Raw genomic sequence first — 15,757 nt, 5'->3', positions numbered from 1 at the left:
AAACATGGCAATTTTCAATCAGTTCCGCGTGATTAATCCCAACATGTTTGTGGAATCGACCTGGCTGGATGACATCGTTACCGCACGGGTGCCGCTGCTGGTGCTGCGTAATTTCCTGACGCCAGAGGTGCGGGAAGCGGTGGTGACTGACCTGCAGAGCTGCCGGGAAAAGATCCGTGTCTCCCACTATCCCAATGGCGCGCTGACCACGCTCGGCCCCTATCTGGCGCGTCATACTGCGGCTCCCGATAACTACTTTACCGAGCTGCGCGATATCCAGCCGGCGTTGCCGCCCTCGCTGAATACGCTGCGCGAACAGATTTACCGCTGGGTTCAGCATGCGCTGCGGCTGGAAAGTTTACGCATCGCCCACGAACCGGGTTGTGGAGACTATGCCGGTTCTATCGTGCGCTTTCATGCCAATGGCGTCGCGAACCCGCTGCATAACGACAATATCGTGCGCGACGCCGCAGAGACTTCGCTGGTGGTGACGCAAATCCTGCATCAGCTCAGCTGCGTGGTCTGCCTGCAGGAGTGCAACGCGGGCGGAGCACTGCGTATCTACAACAAAAAGTGGTCGCCAGAGGATGAGCAGTTCAAAACCGCCGGGGAGCTGGGTTATCGCAGTGGGGTGATTGAAAACAGCGAGATCTGCGAATTTTCACCACGCAGTGGCGATATCTATCTGTTTAATCCTGCGTTTTATCATGAGATCGATCGGGTCGAAGGCGATACCCGTATCACCATGGGTTTCTTTTTCGGGCTGACCGATAAAAAAATGAAACACGCTATCGCCTGGAGCTAAGCCGGGTCGTGCCAGAACAGGAGAAGGGAATGACGACGTTTGAAAAAATTACTGCGCTGCTGGATCAGCAGCAGGCCAGCTACCGCGTGGTGGAACATGAGGCGATAGGGCAGACCGAACAGATCAGCCAGATACGCGGTAACCTGCTGGGTCAGGCGGCCAAAGCGATGGTGCTGGAGGTCAGCATGCCGGACGGTGCGCCATCGCGTCAGCTGCTGGCGATAGTGCCGGGCGACTGCCGGATCAATTTCAAAAGTGCGGCGCGCGCCATCGGCGGCAAAAAATCCTCTTTCGCCGCTCCGGAGCTGGCGCAGGCGCTGACGGGCTGTGTGATGGGCGCGGTACCGCCGTTTAGTTTTGATGACCGGCTGGCGCTGCGGGTGGATACCCGGCTGCAACAGGTCGGAACGTTATGGTTTAACGCGGGCGAGCTGGATAAGTCGATCGCGCTGGCTGTAGATGATTATTTTCGCATCGTGGGTGAAGGCTGCTGTGCCGATATCGCGACCCCGATTGCGGTCACCGCCTGACGGCGGGACAAGGAGTTTCTGATGTCGGTAAAAGATATGCTGTTAGCGCTGTGCGTGGTGGTGGCGTGGGGCGTCAATTTTGTGGTGATCAAGCTGGGGCTGCAGGGTATGCCGCCTTTTTTGCTCGCCGGGCTGCGTTTTACCCTGGTCGCCTTTCCCGCCATTTTCTTTGTGCGTCGCCCGCCGATTCCGCTGCGCTGGCTGGTGGTGTATGGCATGACCATCAGTTTTGGTCAGTTCGCCTTTCTGTTCCTGGCGATCAAGCTCGGCATGCCTGCCGGTCTGGCCTCGCTGGTGCTGCAGGCGCAGGCATTCTTTACCCTGTTGCTGGGCGCGCTGTTGCTGGCGGAGAGGCTGCGCTGGAATCATATCGTCGGGATTATCATCGCTACGCTGGGGATGTTTTTGCTGGCAACGGCAGGCATGGAAGGGCAGACCAGCGCCGGTATCACGCTGACCACCATGATGCTGACGCTGTCGGCGGCGCTCTCATGGGGACTGGGTAATATCACCAATAAGATTATTATGCGGAACCGCAGCGTGCCGATCATGTCACTGGTGGTCTGGAGTGCGCTGGTGCCGATCGTTCCTTTCTTTGCCTGTTCGCTGCTGTTTGATGGTCAGGCCGCCATCGTTTACAGCCTGCTGCATATCGGCCTGCAGACCGTGCTGGCGCTGTTCTATCTGGCGTTTGTTGCCACCATTGTGGGTTACGCTATCTGGGGGAATCTGCTGAGTCGCTACGAAACCTGGCGCGTCGCGCCGCTGTCGCTGCTGGTGCCGGTGGTGGGGATTATTACCGCCGCGCTGGTGCTGGATGAGCATCTCTCCGGGCAGCAGATGCTGGGTGCGGTGGTGATTATACTGGGGCTGCTGGTCAACGTGTTTGGTGGCGTGCTGGGTCAGCGCTTAGCGATGCGAACGCAGTCGTAAGGACAAGTCCGCCTTCAGATATAAGGGCAAAAAAAACGCCGCTAACGCGGCGTTTGTCATGGTTACTTCAGAATCTCAATACGGCGTGGTTTCGCCTCTTCCGGCACCAGACGTTCAAGGTCGATGCTCAGCAGACCATTTTCGAGACGGGCATCGCGCACCACAATGTGGTCGGCGAGCTGGAATTTACGCTCGAAGTTACGCTCGGCGATACCCTGATACAGGTATTTACGCTCGGTCTGCTCTTCAGGATGGGCACCCCGCACGATCAGCACGTTATCGTGCGCCGTGATATCCAGTTCGCTCTGAGCAAAACCGGCCACCGCAATAGTAATGCGATAGTGATTTTCATCGACCAGTTCAACGTTATAGGGAGGATAGCCGCCATTGCTCTGATTCTGATTAGATTCGAGCAGGTTAAACAGGCGATCAAAACCGATAGCAGAGCGATAAAGTGGGGTGAGATCAAAATTACGCATATTAAGACTCCTGAATTTCAGCAAGTTTTGGCAACCTTCCACTACTGGACAGGCTGGATATGGCACCCCACTGTCCCTTGCGGCAACGGTGAGTGCGTCCGTAAACTAAAAATGGGTGCCACAAGACCATTTTCAAGAGGGTGAAATGCAATTTTTTTCGCCAAATTGTGGAAATGGCATACACTCAGGACTACTTTTGCCAGACCCAGACGGACTTCGCCCCAGAGTGTTGACGTTGTCTGGCAAGCAAACTCAGCCAGGCTTATGCCATGACTGAAGGGATGATGATGATGAAATTGATGAAGACCTTACCTCTGGCTGGAGTGGTGTGCTGCGCAATGGCAACAACCGGCTGTTCCAGCGTGATGTCTCACACAGGTGCGAGTCAGGGCTACTATCCAGGCACCCGTGCCAGCGCTGACATGCTGTCCGATGGTGATACCAGCTGGGCATTGAAGCCGCTGGCGTTAATCGATCTTCCTTTCTCTGCCGTGCTGGATACGCTGCTGCTGCCGTGGGACTACTACCGCAGCGACAAAGATAAATCTCTCGACTCTCCACGTGAACGCATCCTGCAGAGCGAAAGGCTGGCGCATACGCAGGAAAGCCTGGCGCAGGCGCAGCCTATGCCCCCTATGCGGTCACTGCCGCAACCGTAAAGAGTTGCCGCCAGCCATTCACCTCACGCATATAAGCAATCTGTGTACCATCCGGTGACCAGACCACCGCGTCACCTGATGGCGCCTCTTCTGTTCTGCGGGTCAGACGCTGACATGCGCCGCTCTCAACGTCACATCGCATCACGCTGTTATCGCAGATAAAAGCGATCGCCTGGCCGTCAGGATGCCAGCTAAAGGCGGACTGAATGCTGTGGCTGAGTCGGGTGATCTGACGCGGTTCGCCGCCGTTGGGGGAGACCGTCCAGAGCTGGATCACCTCTGCGGCATCCGCCATCAGAAACGCTATCTGGCTGCCAACCGGTGCGGCGCGCAGCCAGTGGCGAGGTTGCAGAGCCACACCACGGCTGTGCGTCAGGCGACGCTGCTGCACGCCAGCCGGTGGCGCAGGTAACTGCTGGCTGCTGCCCTCCAGCGGCGTCTCTCCGGCGCGGGCGTAATCCTCCAGTGCATCAGGCAGATCAACAATAAAAACTTCAGGCCTTTTTTCGCCCTGCGCCGTCAGCGTGTCGCCAATAAAGGCGATCGCCCAGCGCTGCCAGCTGCCGTCCGGCTTCTGGTAGCCACGCTCACCGACCCAGCACTCCTCACAGGCACGATTAATCTGGTCACTGCCTGGCAGCGGTTCCGCATGCGTCTGGCTCACCAGCAGGCAAAAAAAGGTGCCGTCATATTCGCGCGGATGCTGCTTTTCGGGCGTTACAGCGCAAAGGGGCACCGCGATGCCGACGTTGCGCAGATCGAGCCGGCTATCCAGTTCGTGCATTACGTGGTCATTGTAGGTAAAGCTCAGGCGAGAACCGTCGGGACTGAAGACATGTACATGCGAGCCGCCACGCAGCGCGCCAGGAGTAAACGGTGGCGTGATATCGCAGGCATCCAGATTCACCGCCGCACCGTTCTGAACGATCACCCCGCGCCGGTGGTGGAAGTCATACTGCCAGCTGGCATCGGGATGTTCCGGGCCATGAATGCAGACGTAGCGCGGTGGCAGGTCGGGACTGACCGTCACGACGCCGACATGGGCACCATGCCGGGCCTGATAGAGCACCTCCACCTCACCGGTCATCACATTGACCCGCTCAATGGTCTGACTGGTAAACGATGCGCCCGATGGACGAACGTCAAACGCCAGCCACTGGCTATCGGCAGTCCAGACATTAATATTGGTGAGCTGATGCTGACGGGCAGCAAAGGTGATCTGTTTTTCTGACATGATGAAACCCACGGAGAAAGAGTTGCCCGACAAATTACGCGATTCTGTTTTGCGGTGCAGCAATTTTGCCGGGTTAGGGGATCCGGGCCGAAGCGGCCCGGCAGAGAACAGGCCGTTACAGCACTAACTCTTCGATGGCATGCGCGACGCCATCTTCCATATTGGTTTTGGTGATGAACTGAGCAATTTTCTTAACAGAGTCAATGGCATTCCCCATTGCGACACCCGTTCCTGCGTATTCGATCATCGCCAGGTCATTCTCCTGATCGCCAATCGCCATCACTTCTTCCTGCTTCAGGCCGAGCTTCTCAGCCAGCATTTTGACGCCCTGGCCTTTATTCACCCGACGATCGAGGATTTCGAGGTAATAAGGCGCGCTCTTCAGGATGGTGTAGGTCTGCTGAGCATGCCCGGGCAGGCGGGCAATCGCCGCGTCGAGAAGAGCGGGCCGGTCGATCATCATCAGTTTCGGGAAGCGCATGGCACGATCCATCTCCTCCACCGCGCGGTAGCGCACCGGAATGCCGGTCAGGCTCGCTTCATGGATGGTGTATTCGCTGATGTCTTTGTTAGGGGTATAGAGATGGGTTTTGTCGAATGCCTGGAAATGTACGCCAAGCTCACGTGCCAGGTTCTCAATGTAGAGGTAGTCGTCAAAGGTCAGCGTCACTTCCGCCACGCACTCACCATCTTCGGCCTGATGAACCAGCGCACCGTTGTTGCTGATCGCGTACTGGCCGGGCGTCTGCATATCCAGTTCCATGAGATAGCGCTGGATACCCACAAACGGCCGGCCGGTGGTCAGAACAATCGACACCCCTTGCTGACGGGCGCGATCCAGGGCGGATTTCACCGCCGGTGTGATCTCATGTTGCGGGTTGAGCAGGGTGCCATCCATGTCGATAGCGATCAATTTAATAGCCATAGAGTCCTCGTAGCGTCTGGGTTTTGTTCAATGCTAGCGCGATTCAGCGCACATTGACCAGTTTCATGGCAGGCGAGAACGGCCAGCTGACCGCCAGCTTCAGGCGGTAAAGAGATCGCGGTGGATTTTAATCACGGCTTTTCGGATTGTTGCGGGTTCGCCAGGGGCGCAGCAGGGACGATGAATATCGTGCGGGAAAAAGAGCGCGAACATGCCGGGCATCAGCGTAATCACAGACTCATTCAATATCTTCTGATAAAAAACGACGTCTCGCTGCTGGGCAAAATCTTCGGTGATGTGCTGGTCGGGATGGGCGCGGGCCACGCCAATATTTTCGGTGCCTGCCAGCAGATACTGAATATCGATGTAGTTGAAGTGGGACTCCGCTTTACGTGCGCTGGCCGGTTCGGTCATCATCTCCTGCACCAGACAGAACATTTTGTTGTCGGGCAGGATCTCATATTTGCCGGTTTCCAGCTGGCTGAAATCTGTGCTGGCAATCCAGCTTATCGCCTGATCGACTACCGGATGAAAGGCGTGACGTTCTCTGTCCCAGTCGTGACGATCGCAAACAATCATGGTGTAACTCCCTGTGTGGAATAGTGCGCGGTAAATGCGCAAAGAGGGGCAAGAGTAAGGGAGCAGACCGGGTTAAAACGTGATCGGGATCGCAGCCTGCGGGCAGGAAGGCACCTCCTGGCGGGTTTTCCGCCCGGACGGCACAAAAAAAAGGCCATCACCTGGGTGATGGCCTTTCATCGCTGATGCCGGTTAAATATCGATATTGGCGGCTTTCAGCGCATTTTCTTCGATGAAGGCGCGGCGCGGTTCAACCGCATCGCCCATCAGGGTAGTGAACAGCTGATCAGCGCCAATCGCATCTTTAATGGTAACGCGCAGCATACGACGGCTGTCTGGATCCATGGTGGTTTCCCACAGCTGCTCCGGGTTCATCTCGCCCAGACCTTTGTAGCGCTGGACCGAGAGGCCGCGACGCGACTCTTTAATCAGCCACTCAATCGCCTGTTCGAAGCTTGCCACTGGCTGACGACGCTCGCCACGTTCGATGTAAGCATCCTCTTCCAGCAGACCACGCAGTTTGCTGCCCAGGGCGCAGATTTTGCGATACTCAGGACCCTGAATGAAATCAGCATCCAGCGGATAGTCAGTATCTACACCGTGGGTACGGACGCGCAGTACCGGCTCGAACAGGTTTGATTCGCGGTTTTCACGCACCTGTGCCAGATAGGTGCTGCCGTGCGCTTCGCGTTCAGTCAGATAGCTCACCAGACCATTCAGCCAGGTTGTAACCTCTGCTTCGCTGGTCAGGTCGCTCAGCGTGTCGTGATAAATCATCGCACGCAGCATGGCCATCGGATAACGGCGCTCCATACGCTTGATCATCTTCTGGGTGCTGTTGAAGTCAGTGACCAGCGTCTCCAGCGGCTCACCGCCCAGCGCCGGCGCGCTGGCATTGGTGTGCAGCGTCGCGCCATCAAGCGCGATAGCGATCTGGTATTGATCCATCGCTTCATCATCTTTGATGTACTGCTCCTGCTTGCCTTTCTTCACTTTGTAGAGTGGCGGCTGGGCGATATAAACGTGGCCGCGCTCAATGATTTCAGGCATCTGACGATAGAAGAAGGTCAGCAGCAGGGTACGGATGTGCGAACCATCGACGTCGGCATCGGTCATGATGATGATGCTGTGATAGCGCAGCTTGTCCGGGTTGTACTCGTCGCGACCAATACCGCAGCCCAGCGCGGTGATCAGCGTGGCCACTTCCTGGGAGGCGAGCATCTTGTCGAAACGCGCTTTCTCAACGTTAAGAATCTTACCTTTCAGCGGCAGAATCGCCTGGTTTTTACGGTTACGGCCCTGTTTGGCCGAGCCGCCTGCGGAGTCACCCTCCACCAGGTAGATTTCAGACAGCGCCGGGTCGCGCTCCTGGCAATCCGCCAGTTTGCCTGGCAGACCCGCCAGGTCCAGCGCGCCTTTACGGCGGGTCATTTCACGGGCGCGGCGTGCCGCTTCACGGGCACGGGCAGCGTCGATGATTTTGCCGACTACAATTTTGGCGTCTGATGGGTTTTCCAGCAGGTATTCAGCCAGCAGTTCATTCATCTGCTGCTCAACCGCTGTTTTCACCTCGGAGGAGACCAGTTTATCTTTGGTCTGCGAGGAGAATTTAGGATCCGGCACTTTCACCGAAACCACAGCGATCAGACCTTCACGGGCATCATCACCGGTGGCGCTGACTTTGGCCTTCTTGCTGTAACCCTCTTTTTCCATGTAGGCATTCAGGGTACGGGTCATCGCTGAACGGAAACCGGCGAGGTGTGTACCGCCGTCGCGCTGTGGGATGTTGTTGGTAAAGCAGTAGATATTTTCCTGGAAGCCGTCGTTCCACTGCAGCGCCACTTCCACACCAATGCCATCTTTCTCGGTAGAGAAATAGAACACGGTAGGGTGAATCGGGGTTTTGTTTTTGTTGAGGTACTCAACAAACGCCCGGATGCCGCCTTCATAGTGGAAGTGATCGCTTTTGCCATCACGCTTATCATCCAGACGAATCGACACGCCGGAGTTCAGGAATGAGAGTTCACGCAGGCGTTTCGCCAGGATGTCATACTCAAAATCGCGCACGTTGGTAAAGGTTTCGTGGCTCGGCCAGAAACGCACACGGGTCCCGGTAATGTCGGTCTCACCCGTCACCGCCAGCGGTGCCTGCGGTACGCCATGGACATAAATCTGCTGATGCACTTTGCCTTCGCGACGAATGGTCAGCTCCAGCTTCTGCGACAGGGCGTTAACCACGGAGACGCCCACGCCGTGCAGGCCGCCGGAGACTTTATAGGAGTTATCATCGAACTTACCGCCAGCATGCAGCACGGTCATGATCACTTCAGCGGCAGAGATGCCCTCTTCTTCGTGAATACCGGTAGGAATGCCGCGTCCATCATCCTGCACCGATACGGAGTTATCGGCATGGATGGTGACCACAATGTCACTACAGTGACCAGCGAGCGCTTCGTCGATTGCGTTATCCACGACCTCGAATACCATGTGATGCAGACCGGTACCGTCATCGGTATCGCCGATATACATGCCCGGGCGTTTGCGTACCGCATCAAGTCCTTTCAGGACTTTAATACTTGAGGAGTCATAAGAATTCGACATCAACGTTTCTCGCTCATTTTAATCTTCAGGTTGAACCGCTATTTTACCCTGTTCCACGCGGAACATCTTGCCCTTTTCGTCGGTCATGTCGATTACATGTCCGGCAGAAATTGCGCTGACAAACACCTGAGCCTGAGTGGCTTTTAACCGTTCCGCCAACAGGCGTCGGCGGCTCTCATCCAGCTCAGAAGCAAAGTCATCAATGAGGTAAATACAGCGGCGTCCGCTCTGGCTTGTCAGGAACTCGCCCTGTGCCAGACGCAATGCACACATCAGCAGTTTTAACTGCCCGCGTGAGAGTAAATCTTCTACCGGCGTCCCTTCAGCCCGAATACGAAAATCCGCTTTATGGGGGCCGCTGGCGGTATAGGTCAGTGCGCGATCGCGCTCGAAGTTACGTTCCAGCAGTTCGGCGTAATCGCTCTCTTTATCCCAGCCACGCTGGAATGAGAAGCGCAGCTCAAATTCCGGCAGAAACTGGCCACAGGTGGCGGTGATCTCCGCGGAAATCGCCGCACTGTATTCCGCCCGCCACTGGCTGATCTGTTCAGCCAGCGGAACCAGCTCCTGATCCCAGGGACGAATCTGGCTGTAACGTGAGACCTGGCGCAGCGCCGCGTTCCGCTGTTTAAGCAGGCGGCGCATGTTGTTCCAGGCGTTAAAAAAGCCGGGGGTGTTATGAAAGCAGCCCCAGTCGACATAGGCTCTGCGATATTTGGGGCCGCCATTCAGCAAACTAAAGCCTTCAGGGGTGATTAACTGCATCGGCAACAGCTGCGCCAGCTCCGCGACCTTGTGACCATCGCTGCCATCAATGCGCACTTTGCTGTCACCGGCACGGTTTTTGGTCAGCCCGACTGAAATTTCCCGCTCTTTGTTTTCCAGACGCCCATGCAGCACAAACGCCGCCTCGTCGTGACGAATCACGCGTCCCGCCTGCAGGCTGCGAAACGAACGGCCATGCCCCAGAGTATGAATCGCTTCTAAAACGCTGGTTTTACCACTGCCGTTGGCGCCGACCAGGAAATTAAAGCCGGGTGCCAGTTGCAGGTCAGCCTGCTCAATATTACGAAAATCTTTGATAAGAAGGCGGGTTAAAGCCATGAATCAGTCCAGCGTGAAGGGCAATAAAATTTTGGGCCTGGCGATCCAGGGCGTCAACGGCAAAGCAGGTTTGCCCGATACCTCAGTCACCAGGCCGTCGGCGTCGCAGCTACGTTGTGCCCCGCCAGCGCACAGCCACCGGAGCGTACTGAAGTACGTGAGGATGGCGAGCACTGCCGGGGCACAACGTAGCAAGTAAGCCAGGCCGATATATTCTACAAGAAGCGCGCAGGCCCTGGGAGCATACTGAAATATGTGACCAGGGGCGAGCACTGCCCGGAATCAGAATGGCAAGTAAGCCAGGCCGATATATTCTACAAGCGCATGGGCATGACGACATAGGCCGCTGCCGGGCTCGCCACATCCTCAATCTGCACGCTCGACACCGAATCGGTCAGCAGCAGACGGACGTTTTCGCACTTCAGCGCATTCAGCACATCCAGCACGTAACTGACGTTGAAGCCAATCTCCAGTTCCGTGCCGTTATAGCTGACATCCAGCATCTCTTCCGCTTCTTCCTGTTCAGGGTTATTGGCGGTGATCTTCAGCTGATTTTCGGTGATATAGAGGCGAACACCGCGGAACTTCTCGTTAGAGAGGATAGCGGCGCGGGCAAAGGCCTGTTTGAGCAGATCGCAGCCCGCTTCCAGCGCTTTGTCGGGATTCTTCGGCAATACGCGACGATAATCGGGGAAACGGCCATCAACCAGCTTAGAGGTAAAGATGTAGTCGCCGACATGCGCACGGATATTGCTGCCGCCAATCTGAACCTGCAGCGGAGTATCGCCGCCATCCAGCAGACGCAGCAGTTCAATCACGCCTTTACGCGGCACAATCACCGAATGACTCGGCAGCGCCTGACCAATTGGCATGGAGCAGACGGCCAGACGGTGACCGTCAGTGGCCACGGTGCGCAGCTCTTCCCCTTCGGTTTCAAACATCATACCGTTGAGGTAGTAACGCACATCCTGATGCGCCATCGAAAACTGAGTCGCTTCAATCAGCCGTTTCAGCGTCGCCTGCGGCAGGGTAAATTCAACTTCACTCTGCCAGTCGTCAAGATTCGGGAAGTCACTGGCGGGCAGGGTCGACAGCGAAAAACGGCTGCGGCCAGAGCGCACCAGCATGCGATCGCCTTCCAGTGCCAGAGTAATTTCTGCGCCATCCGGCAATCCGCGACAGATATCGAGGAATTTACGCGCCGGAACGGTGGTGGATCCAGGCTCATGTGCCTGAGTCAGCGCCACGCGTGCGACCATCTCCATTTCCAGATCGGTACCGGTCAGCAACAGCGAACCTTCAGTTACCTGCAGCAGCAGGTTTCCAAGGATCGGCAGCGTCGGACGACCACCCAGGGGGCCACTTACTTGTTGCAGCGGCTTCAGCAGCTGCTCACGTTCAACAATAAATTTCATAGCGTCAGGAAGATAATGTTCTGATGAGATTAGAGAAATCTTCTTTGATATCGTGGCTCTCTTCACGCAGCTGCTCAATCTTGCGGCAGGCATGAAGCACCGTTGTATGGTCGCGACCCCCAAAAGCATCGCCAATTTCTGGCAAGCTATGGTTGGTTAACTCTTTCGCCATCGCCATCGCCATCTGGCGTGGACGTGCCACCGAGCGCGAACGGCGCTTGGAAAGCAGATCCGCCACCTTAATTTTGTAGTACTCAGCCACGGTCTTCTGAATATTATCGATGGTGACCAGCTTTTCCTGCAGCGCCAGCAGATCGCGCAGCGCTTCGCGCACGAAGTCGATGGTAATCGCCCGGCCAGTAAAGTTGGCATTGGCGATCACGCGATTCAGCGCGCCTTCCAGCTCACGCACGTTAGAGCGTAACCGCTTGGCAATAAAGAAGGCGACTTCACCAGGCAGACGGATGTCGTTCTCATCCGCTTTTTTCATCAGGATCGCCACACGCGTTTCCAGCTCAGGCGGCTCGATCGCCACCGTTAAACCCCAGCCGAAACGTGATTTAAGACGATCTTCCACCCCGTTGATCTCTTTTGGATAGCGATCCGAGGTGAGGATGATCTGCTGATTGCCCTCTAATAAGGCATTAAAGGTGTGGAAGAACTCTTCCTGCGATCGCTCTTTATTAGCAAAGAACTGAATGTCATCGATCAGCAGCGCATCTACCGAACGGTAGTAGCGTTTGAACTCTTCAATCGCATTGTTCTGCAGTGCTTTAACCATGTCCTGCACGAAGCGCTCGGAGTGCATATAAACCACTTTTGCATTGGGTTTTCGGGCAATGATGCCGTTGCCCACCGCATGCAACAGGTGCGTTTTACCGAGACCGGTGCCGCCATACAGAAACAGCGGGTTATAAGCGCCGCCTGGATTATCCGCCACCTGACGTGCCGCCGCGCGCGCCAGCTGGTTAGATTTACCTTCGACGAAGTTATCGAAGTTATGACGGTTGTTCACATTTGAGCGATAGGTGACGTCGGCTGGTGCCGGGACATTATCCCAGCTGGGACGCATAATCTGCGTCGGGGCCGGACGAATATGGCTCTGTACGGGCATCACGGGCGCGCTGACGCTGGCCATTACGGGCTGGCTGACCGCTGCCGCCTGCTGCTGAACCGGGCGCGTTCCCACTTCAAAACGCAGTGCGGGCACGTTCGGACCGCAGAATTCATTCAGCAGTGCATTGATACTATTAAGGTATTTGTCCCGAACCCAGTCGAGTACGAAGCGATTTGGAGCATACAAGGCAAGCGTATTGTCGTTTAACTCAGCCTGTAGTGGACGGATCCACATGCTGAATTCGGTGGCAGGAAGCTCATCCTGCAAACGGGCAAGACACTGTTGCCAAAGCGTAAGTGACACGGCGGACTCCACTCGTACAAATTCGAAAAGAATAGTAGGCGTTACTCTAAGAAACGTTCATTTTTGACACAGACGCTAAGAAAGCGCCTGCGACCGCTATCAGCGGTTTTCCGTCCTGCAATCACCGGAGGATCGTCAGCGGAAGGGCGGATCATAGCGCAAAGCGAGGCAGAGATCTTCCCTTTCTACACAGTTTTGATCCTTTTTATCCACAGGCCAGAGGCGCGCAAAGAAGTTTACGCCAGTTGCGGGAAAAACCAGCAGGGATCTGACGCAATCCATTAAAATTTCGGGCGACATCTCATTTTATCCCCAGGATCCGGCAAGCCGATCGCAATAAGATCCCGTGCGATCCTTGCGCTTTAGTGCGGAGCCCGTATAATTCTCCACCCGACATTGAGCCATCAGGCGCAAAGTCGGGACTCTGCGGGCTGTATGCGGGTTTTCAGGCACTATGACACGCGAAGTAAATTGACTCGGGACTGTACAATTATTACAATCCCGCCTCTTTATTAAAGACACATTGAGGCGTAGGTCGATTTTCTGGCCCGAAACGCGTCACCCAGTGAAAATTTTCAAGTTTAGGTAGAAACCGCCATGAAACGCACTTTTCAACCGTCCGTACTGAAGCGCAACCGTTCACACGGTTTCCGTGCTCGTATGGCAACAAAAAATGGTCGTCAGGTTCTGGCACGTCGTCGTGCTAAAGGCCGTTCTCGTCTGACCGTTTCTAAGTAATAAAGCAAGCCCTGATGGGTAAGCTCGCATTTCCCAGGGAGTTACGTTTGTTAACTCCCACTCATTTCACTTTCGTCTTCCAGCAGCCACAACGGGCTGGCACGCCGCAAATTACTATTCTCGGCCGCCTTAACGCGCTGGGGCATCCCCGCATCGGTCTCACCGTCGCTAAAAAACATGTGAAACGCGCTCATGAACGCAACCGGATCAAGCGATTGACCCGCGAAAGCTTTCGTCTGCGTCAACATGAACTGCCGTCGATGGACTTCGTGGTGGTCGCGAAGAAGGGGGTTGCCGATCTGGATAACCGTATGCTGGCGGAAGCGTTGGAGAAATTATGGCGTCGTCACTGTCGCCTGGCGCGCGGCTCCTGATCGTCCTGATACGCGTCTATCAACGCGGCATCAGTCCATTACTGGGACCACACTGTCGGTTTCACCCGACCTGCTCTCATTACGGAATTGAGGCATTACGCAGGTTCGGCCTGATAAAAGGCAGTTGGTTGACATTAAAACGCGTATTAAAATGCCACCCCTTGAACCCGGGTGGTGACGATCCTGTGCCGCCAAAAACCTTTGATACCAGAGAACATTAACGATGGATTCGCAACGCAATCTCTTTCTCATCGCTTTTCTGTTCGTGACCTTTATGATCTGGCAAGCCTGGCAGACGGACCACGCTCCGCAGCCACAGCAGACGCAGACCACACAAGGCACAAACAGCGTAGCGGGTGATACCGCCAGTCAGGGTGTACCGGCCAGCGGTCAGGGCCAGACGATCACCGTTAAGACTGATGTCCTGTCATTGAATATCAACACCCGAGGCGGTGATGTTGAACAAGCACAGCTGCTGACTTTCCCGGACAAACTGGGTTCTAACCAGCCGTTCCAGCTGCTTGAAACAACGCCAGCGTTCCTTTATCAGGCACAGAGTGGTTTGACCGGTCGTAATGGCCCGGATAACCCGAACAACGGCGCGCGTCCGCTGTTCAACGCTGCGCAGGATCACTTCGAGATGGCTGATGGCCAGTCCGAACTGCGTGTGCCGATGACCTACACCGCTGAAAATGGCGTGGTTTACACCAAAACCTTCATCTTCAAGCGTGGCGAATATGCCGTTAATGTCGATTATCATGTCAACAACACCACCCAGCAGCCGCTGGAAGTGTCGCTGTTTGGCCAGCTGAAGCAGACCATCGATCTGCCTAAGCATCGTGATACCGGCAGCAACAACTTTGCTCTGCACACCTTCCGTGGCGCGGCCTACTCCACCAGCGAGTCGAAATATGAGAAGTATAAATTCGACACCATCGCGGATAACGAGAACCTGAACGCCACCACCAGCAATGGCTGGGTTGCGATGCTGCAGCAGTACTTTGCAACGGCATGGGTTCCGCGTACCGAAGGCACCAACACCCTTTACACCAGCAACCTGGGTAATGGCGTGGCGGCGATTGGCTATAAATCTGCACCGGTCACCATTGCCGCGGGCGCACAGCAGAATCTGGGTGCAACGCTGTGGGTCGGCCCGGAAATTCAGGACAAGATGGCAGCGATTGCGCCGCACCTTGATCTGACCGTAGATTACGGCTGGTTGTGGTTTATCTCTCAGCCGCTGTTCAAACTGCTGAAATTTATCCACAGCTTCATCGGTAACTGGGGCTTCTCCATTATCGTGATCACCTTCATCGTGCGCGGCATTATGTACCCGCTGACCAAAGCGCAGTACACCTCGATGGCGAAGATGCGCATGCTGCAGCCGAAAATTCAGGCGATGCGTGAGCGTCTGGGTGATGACAAGCAGAAGCAGAGCCAGGAAATGATGGCGCTGTATAAAGCAGAGAAAGTGAATCCGCTGGGTGGCTGTCTGCCGCTGGTGATTCAGATGCCAATCTTCCTGGCGCTTTACTACATGCTGTCAGGCTCGGTTGAACTGCGTCATGCGCCATTTATTCTGTGGATCCATGACCTGTCAGCGCAGGACCCGTACTACATCCTGCCGATTCTGATGGGCATCACCATGTTCTTCATTCAGAAGATGTCACCGACCACCGTGACCGATCCGATGCAGCAGAAGATCATGACGTACATGCCGGTGATTTTCACCGTGTTCTTCCTGTGGTTCCCGTCAGGTCTGGTGCTGTACTACATCGTCAGCAACCTGGTCACCATTCTCCAGCAGCAGCTGATTTATCGCGGCCTGGAAAAACGTGGTCTGCATAGCCGCGACAAGAAGAAAGCGTAAGCGATCCAGAGCGGGAGTAATCCCGCCCTAAAATAGTCTATTCTCAGGCGGTCAAAGCGACCGCCTGTGTTTTTTGTAGCGAGAGAAAATT

Annotated in this window: 16 protein-coding genes; 8 read left to right on the top strand and 8 right to left on the bottom strand. The window is 55.6% G+C overall.

Annotated elements, in window-relative coordinates:
* Positions 1-4 precede the first annotated feature (4 nt).
* From HFD95_RS16420 to HFD95_RS16410, 3 genes are read left to right on the top strand one after another with little or no spacing between them, the layout of a single operon-like run.
* Positions 5-805: a hypothetical protein gene (locus tag HFD95_RS16420; protein ID WP_010671609.1), complete on the top strand. Its 801-nt coding sequence runs from the start codon at positions 5-7 to the stop codon at positions 803-805.
* A 29-nt stretch (positions 806-834) separates the two neighbouring features.
* The gene (locus tag HFD95_RS16415) at positions 835-1,335 is read left to right on the top strand and encodes a YbaK/EbsC family protein (protein ID WP_010258916.1); all 501 of its coding nucleotides are present in this window, start codon (positions 835-837) and stop codon (positions 1,333-1,335) included.
* A 21-nt stretch (positions 1,336-1,356) separates the two neighbouring features.
* A complete protein-coding gene (locus HFD95_RS16410) occupies positions 1,357-2,268 on the top strand; it encodes an EamA family transporter (RefSeq protein WP_158131264.1) in 912 nt (303 codons plus the stop codon).
* Positions 2,269-2,330: 62 nt separating this feature from the next.
* Here HFD95_RS16410 and ibpA read toward each other — a convergent pair whose 3' ends face one another.
* Complete coding sequence (gene ibpA, locus HFD95_RS16405) at positions 2,331-2,747, bottom strand: small heat shock chaperone IbpA (protein ID WP_010258920.1); 417 nt, start codon at positions 2,745-2,747, stop codon at positions 2,331-2,333.
* 290 nt (positions 2,748-3,037) lie between these two features.
* Between ibpA and HFD95_RS16400 the strand changes: the two genes are divergently transcribed.
* A complete protein-coding gene (locus HFD95_RS16400; protein WP_223564587.1) occupies positions 3,038-3,406 on the top strand; it encodes a YceK/YidQ family lipoprotein in 369 nt (122 codons plus the stop codon).
* Here HFD95_RS16400 and HFD95_RS16395 read toward each other — a convergent pair.
* The 7 genes from HFD95_RS16395 to dnaA form a co-directional block, all read right to left on the bottom strand.
* Positions 3,381-4,640, bottom strand: a complete 1,260-nt coding sequence (locus tag HFD95_RS16395) for a DUF3748 domain-containing protein (protein ID WP_167430505.1) — start codon at positions 4,638-4,640, stop codon at positions 3,381-3,383. The two genes, HFD95_RS16400 and HFD95_RS16395, sit on opposite strands and share 26 nt — an antisense overlap.
* Positions 4,641-4,755: 115 nt before the next feature.
* Positions 4,756-5,565 carry a sugar-phosphatase gene (gene yidA, locus HFD95_RS16390; RefSeq protein ID WP_010258924.1) on the bottom strand — a complete coding sequence of 270 codons (810 nt, stop codon included), beginning with the start codon at positions 5,563-5,565 and terminating at the stop codon, positions 4,756-4,758.
* Positions 5,566-5,664: 99 nt separating this feature from the next.
* Positions 5,665-6,144 carry a YhcH/YjgK/YiaL family protein gene (locus HFD95_RS16385; protein ID WP_010258925.1) on the bottom strand — a complete coding sequence of 160 codons (480 nt, stop codon included), beginning with the start codon at positions 6,142-6,144 and terminating at the stop codon, positions 5,665-5,667.
* 192 nt (positions 6,145-6,336) lie between these two features.
* Positions 6,337-8,745 (bottom strand): DNA topoisomerase (ATP-hydrolyzing) subunit B, encoded by a 2,409-nt coding sequence (gene gyrB / locus HFD95_RS16380; protein ID WP_010258926.1) that lies wholly within the window; start codon positions 8,743-8,745, stop codon positions 6,337-6,339.
* A gap of 18 nt (positions 8,746-8,763) precedes the next feature.
* A complete protein-coding gene (gene recF, locus HFD95_RS16375; protein WP_010258927.1) occupies positions 8,764-9,849 on the bottom strand; it encodes a DNA replication/repair protein RecF in 1,086 nt (361 codons plus the stop codon).
* Between the two features lie 314 nt (positions 9,850-10,163).
* Positions 10,164-11,264: a DNA polymerase III subunit beta gene (gene dnaN, locus HFD95_RS16370; protein WP_010258930.1), complete on the bottom strand. Its 1,101-nt coding sequence runs from the start codon at positions 11,262-11,264 to the stop codon at positions 10,164-10,166.
* Positions 11,265-11,268: 4 nt separating this feature from the next.
* The gene (dnaA, locus tag HFD95_RS16365; RefSeq protein WP_031591042.1) at positions 11,269-12,684 is read right to left on the bottom strand and encodes a chromosomal replication initiator protein DnaA; all 1,416 of its coding nucleotides are present in this window, start codon (positions 12,682-12,684) and stop codon (positions 11,269-11,271) included.
* Between the two features lie 597 nt (positions 12,685-13,281).
* Between dnaA and rpmH the strand changes: the two genes are divergently transcribed.
* From rpmH to yidC, 4 genes are read left to right on the top strand one after another with little or no spacing between them, the layout of a single operon-like run.
* The gene (gene rpmH, locus HFD95_RS16360; protein ID WP_003849659.1) at positions 13,282-13,422 is read left to right on the top strand and encodes a 50S ribosomal protein L34; all 141 of its coding nucleotides are present in this window, start codon (positions 13,282-13,284) and stop codon (positions 13,420-13,422) included.
* 14 nt (positions 13,423-13,436) lie between these two features.
* The gene (gene rnpA, locus HFD95_RS16355; protein WP_008926396.1) at positions 13,437-13,796 is read left to right on the top strand and encodes a ribonuclease P protein component; all 360 of its coding nucleotides are present in this window, start codon (positions 13,437-13,439) and stop codon (positions 13,794-13,796) included.
* Positions 13,760-14,017 (top strand): membrane protein insertion efficiency factor YidD, encoded by a 258-nt coding sequence (yidD, locus tag HFD95_RS16350; RefSeq protein ID WP_008926397.1) that lies wholly within the window; start codon positions 13,760-13,762, stop codon positions 14,015-14,017. Before rnpA ends, yidD begins: the two co-directional genes overlap by 37 nt.
* Positions 14,018-14,019: 2 nt before the next feature.
* Positions 14,020-15,666, top strand: coding sequence for a membrane protein insertase YidC (yidC, locus tag HFD95_RS16345; RefSeq protein WP_010258933.1), 1,647 nt, complete (start codon positions 14,020-14,022; stop codon positions 15,664-15,666).
* The last annotated feature ends 91 nt before the right edge of the window (positions 15,667-15,757 follow it).

Origin of the sequence: Pantoea sp. EKM10T (assembly GCF_011800685.1) — a bacterium.
GTDB classification, from domain to species: domain Bacteria; phylum Pseudomonadota; class Gammaproteobacteria; order Enterobacterales; family Enterobacteriaceae; genus Pantoea; species Pantoea agglomerans.
The sequence above is the reverse complement of the archived record's forward strand: the minus strand, read 5'-3'. Positions and strand labels throughout refer to the sequence as shown.

Coding starts and splice junctions, on each gene's coding strand:
- HFD95_RS16415 (WP_010258916.1), top strand. CDS start 835: ATGACGACGTTTGAAAAAATTACTGCGCTGCTGGATCAGCAGCAGGCC.
- yidA (WP_010258924.1), bottom strand. CDS start 5,565: ATGGCTATTAAATTGATCGCTATCGACATGGATGGCACCCTGCTCAAC.
- gyrB (WP_010258926.1), bottom strand. CDS start 8,745: ATGTCGAATTCTTATGACTCCTCAAGTATTAAAGTCCTGAAAGGACTT.
- HFD95_RS16385 (WP_010258925.1), bottom strand. CDS start 6,144: ATGATTGTTTGCGATCGTCACGACTGGGACAGAGAACGTCACGCCTTT.
- HFD95_RS16400 (WP_223564587.1), top strand. CDS start 3,038: ATGAAATTGATGAAGACCTTACCTCTGGCTGGAGTGGTGTGCTGCGCA.
- ibpA (WP_010258920.1), bottom strand. CDS start 2,747: ATGCGTAATTTTGATCTCACCCCACTTTATCGCTCTGCTATCGGTTTT.
- dnaN (WP_010258930.1), bottom strand. CDS start 11,264: ATGAAATTTATTGTTGAACGTGAGCAGCTGCTGAAGCCGCTGCAACAA.
- HFD95_RS16410 (WP_158131264.1), top strand. CDS start 1,357: ATGTCGGTAAAAGATATGCTGTTAGCGCTGTGCGTGGTGGTGGCGTGG.
- HFD95_RS16395 (WP_167430505.1), bottom strand. CDS start 4,640: ATGTCAGAAAAACAGATCACCTTTGCTGCCCGTCAGCATCAGCTCACC.
- yidD (WP_008926397.1), top strand. CDS start 13,760: ATGGCGTCGTCACTGTCGCCTGGCGCGCGGCTCCTGATCGTCCTGATA.
- HFD95_RS16420 (WP_010671609.1), top strand. CDS start 5: ATGGCAATTTTCAATCAGTTCCGCGTGATTAATCCCAACATGTTTGTG.
- yidC (WP_010258933.1), top strand. CDS start 14,020: ATGGATTCGCAACGCAATCTCTTTCTCATCGCTTTTCTGTTCGTGACC.
- recF (WP_010258927.1), bottom strand. CDS start 9,849: ATGGCTTTAACCCGCCTTCTTATCAAAGATTTTCGTAATATTGAGCAG.
- rpmH (WP_003849659.1), top strand. CDS start 13,282: ATGAAACGCACTTTTCAACCGTCCGTACTGAAGCGCAACCGTTCACAC.
- rnpA (WP_008926396.1), top strand. CDS start 13,437: ATGGGTAAGCTCGCATTTCCCAGGGAGTTACGTTTGTTAACTCCCACT.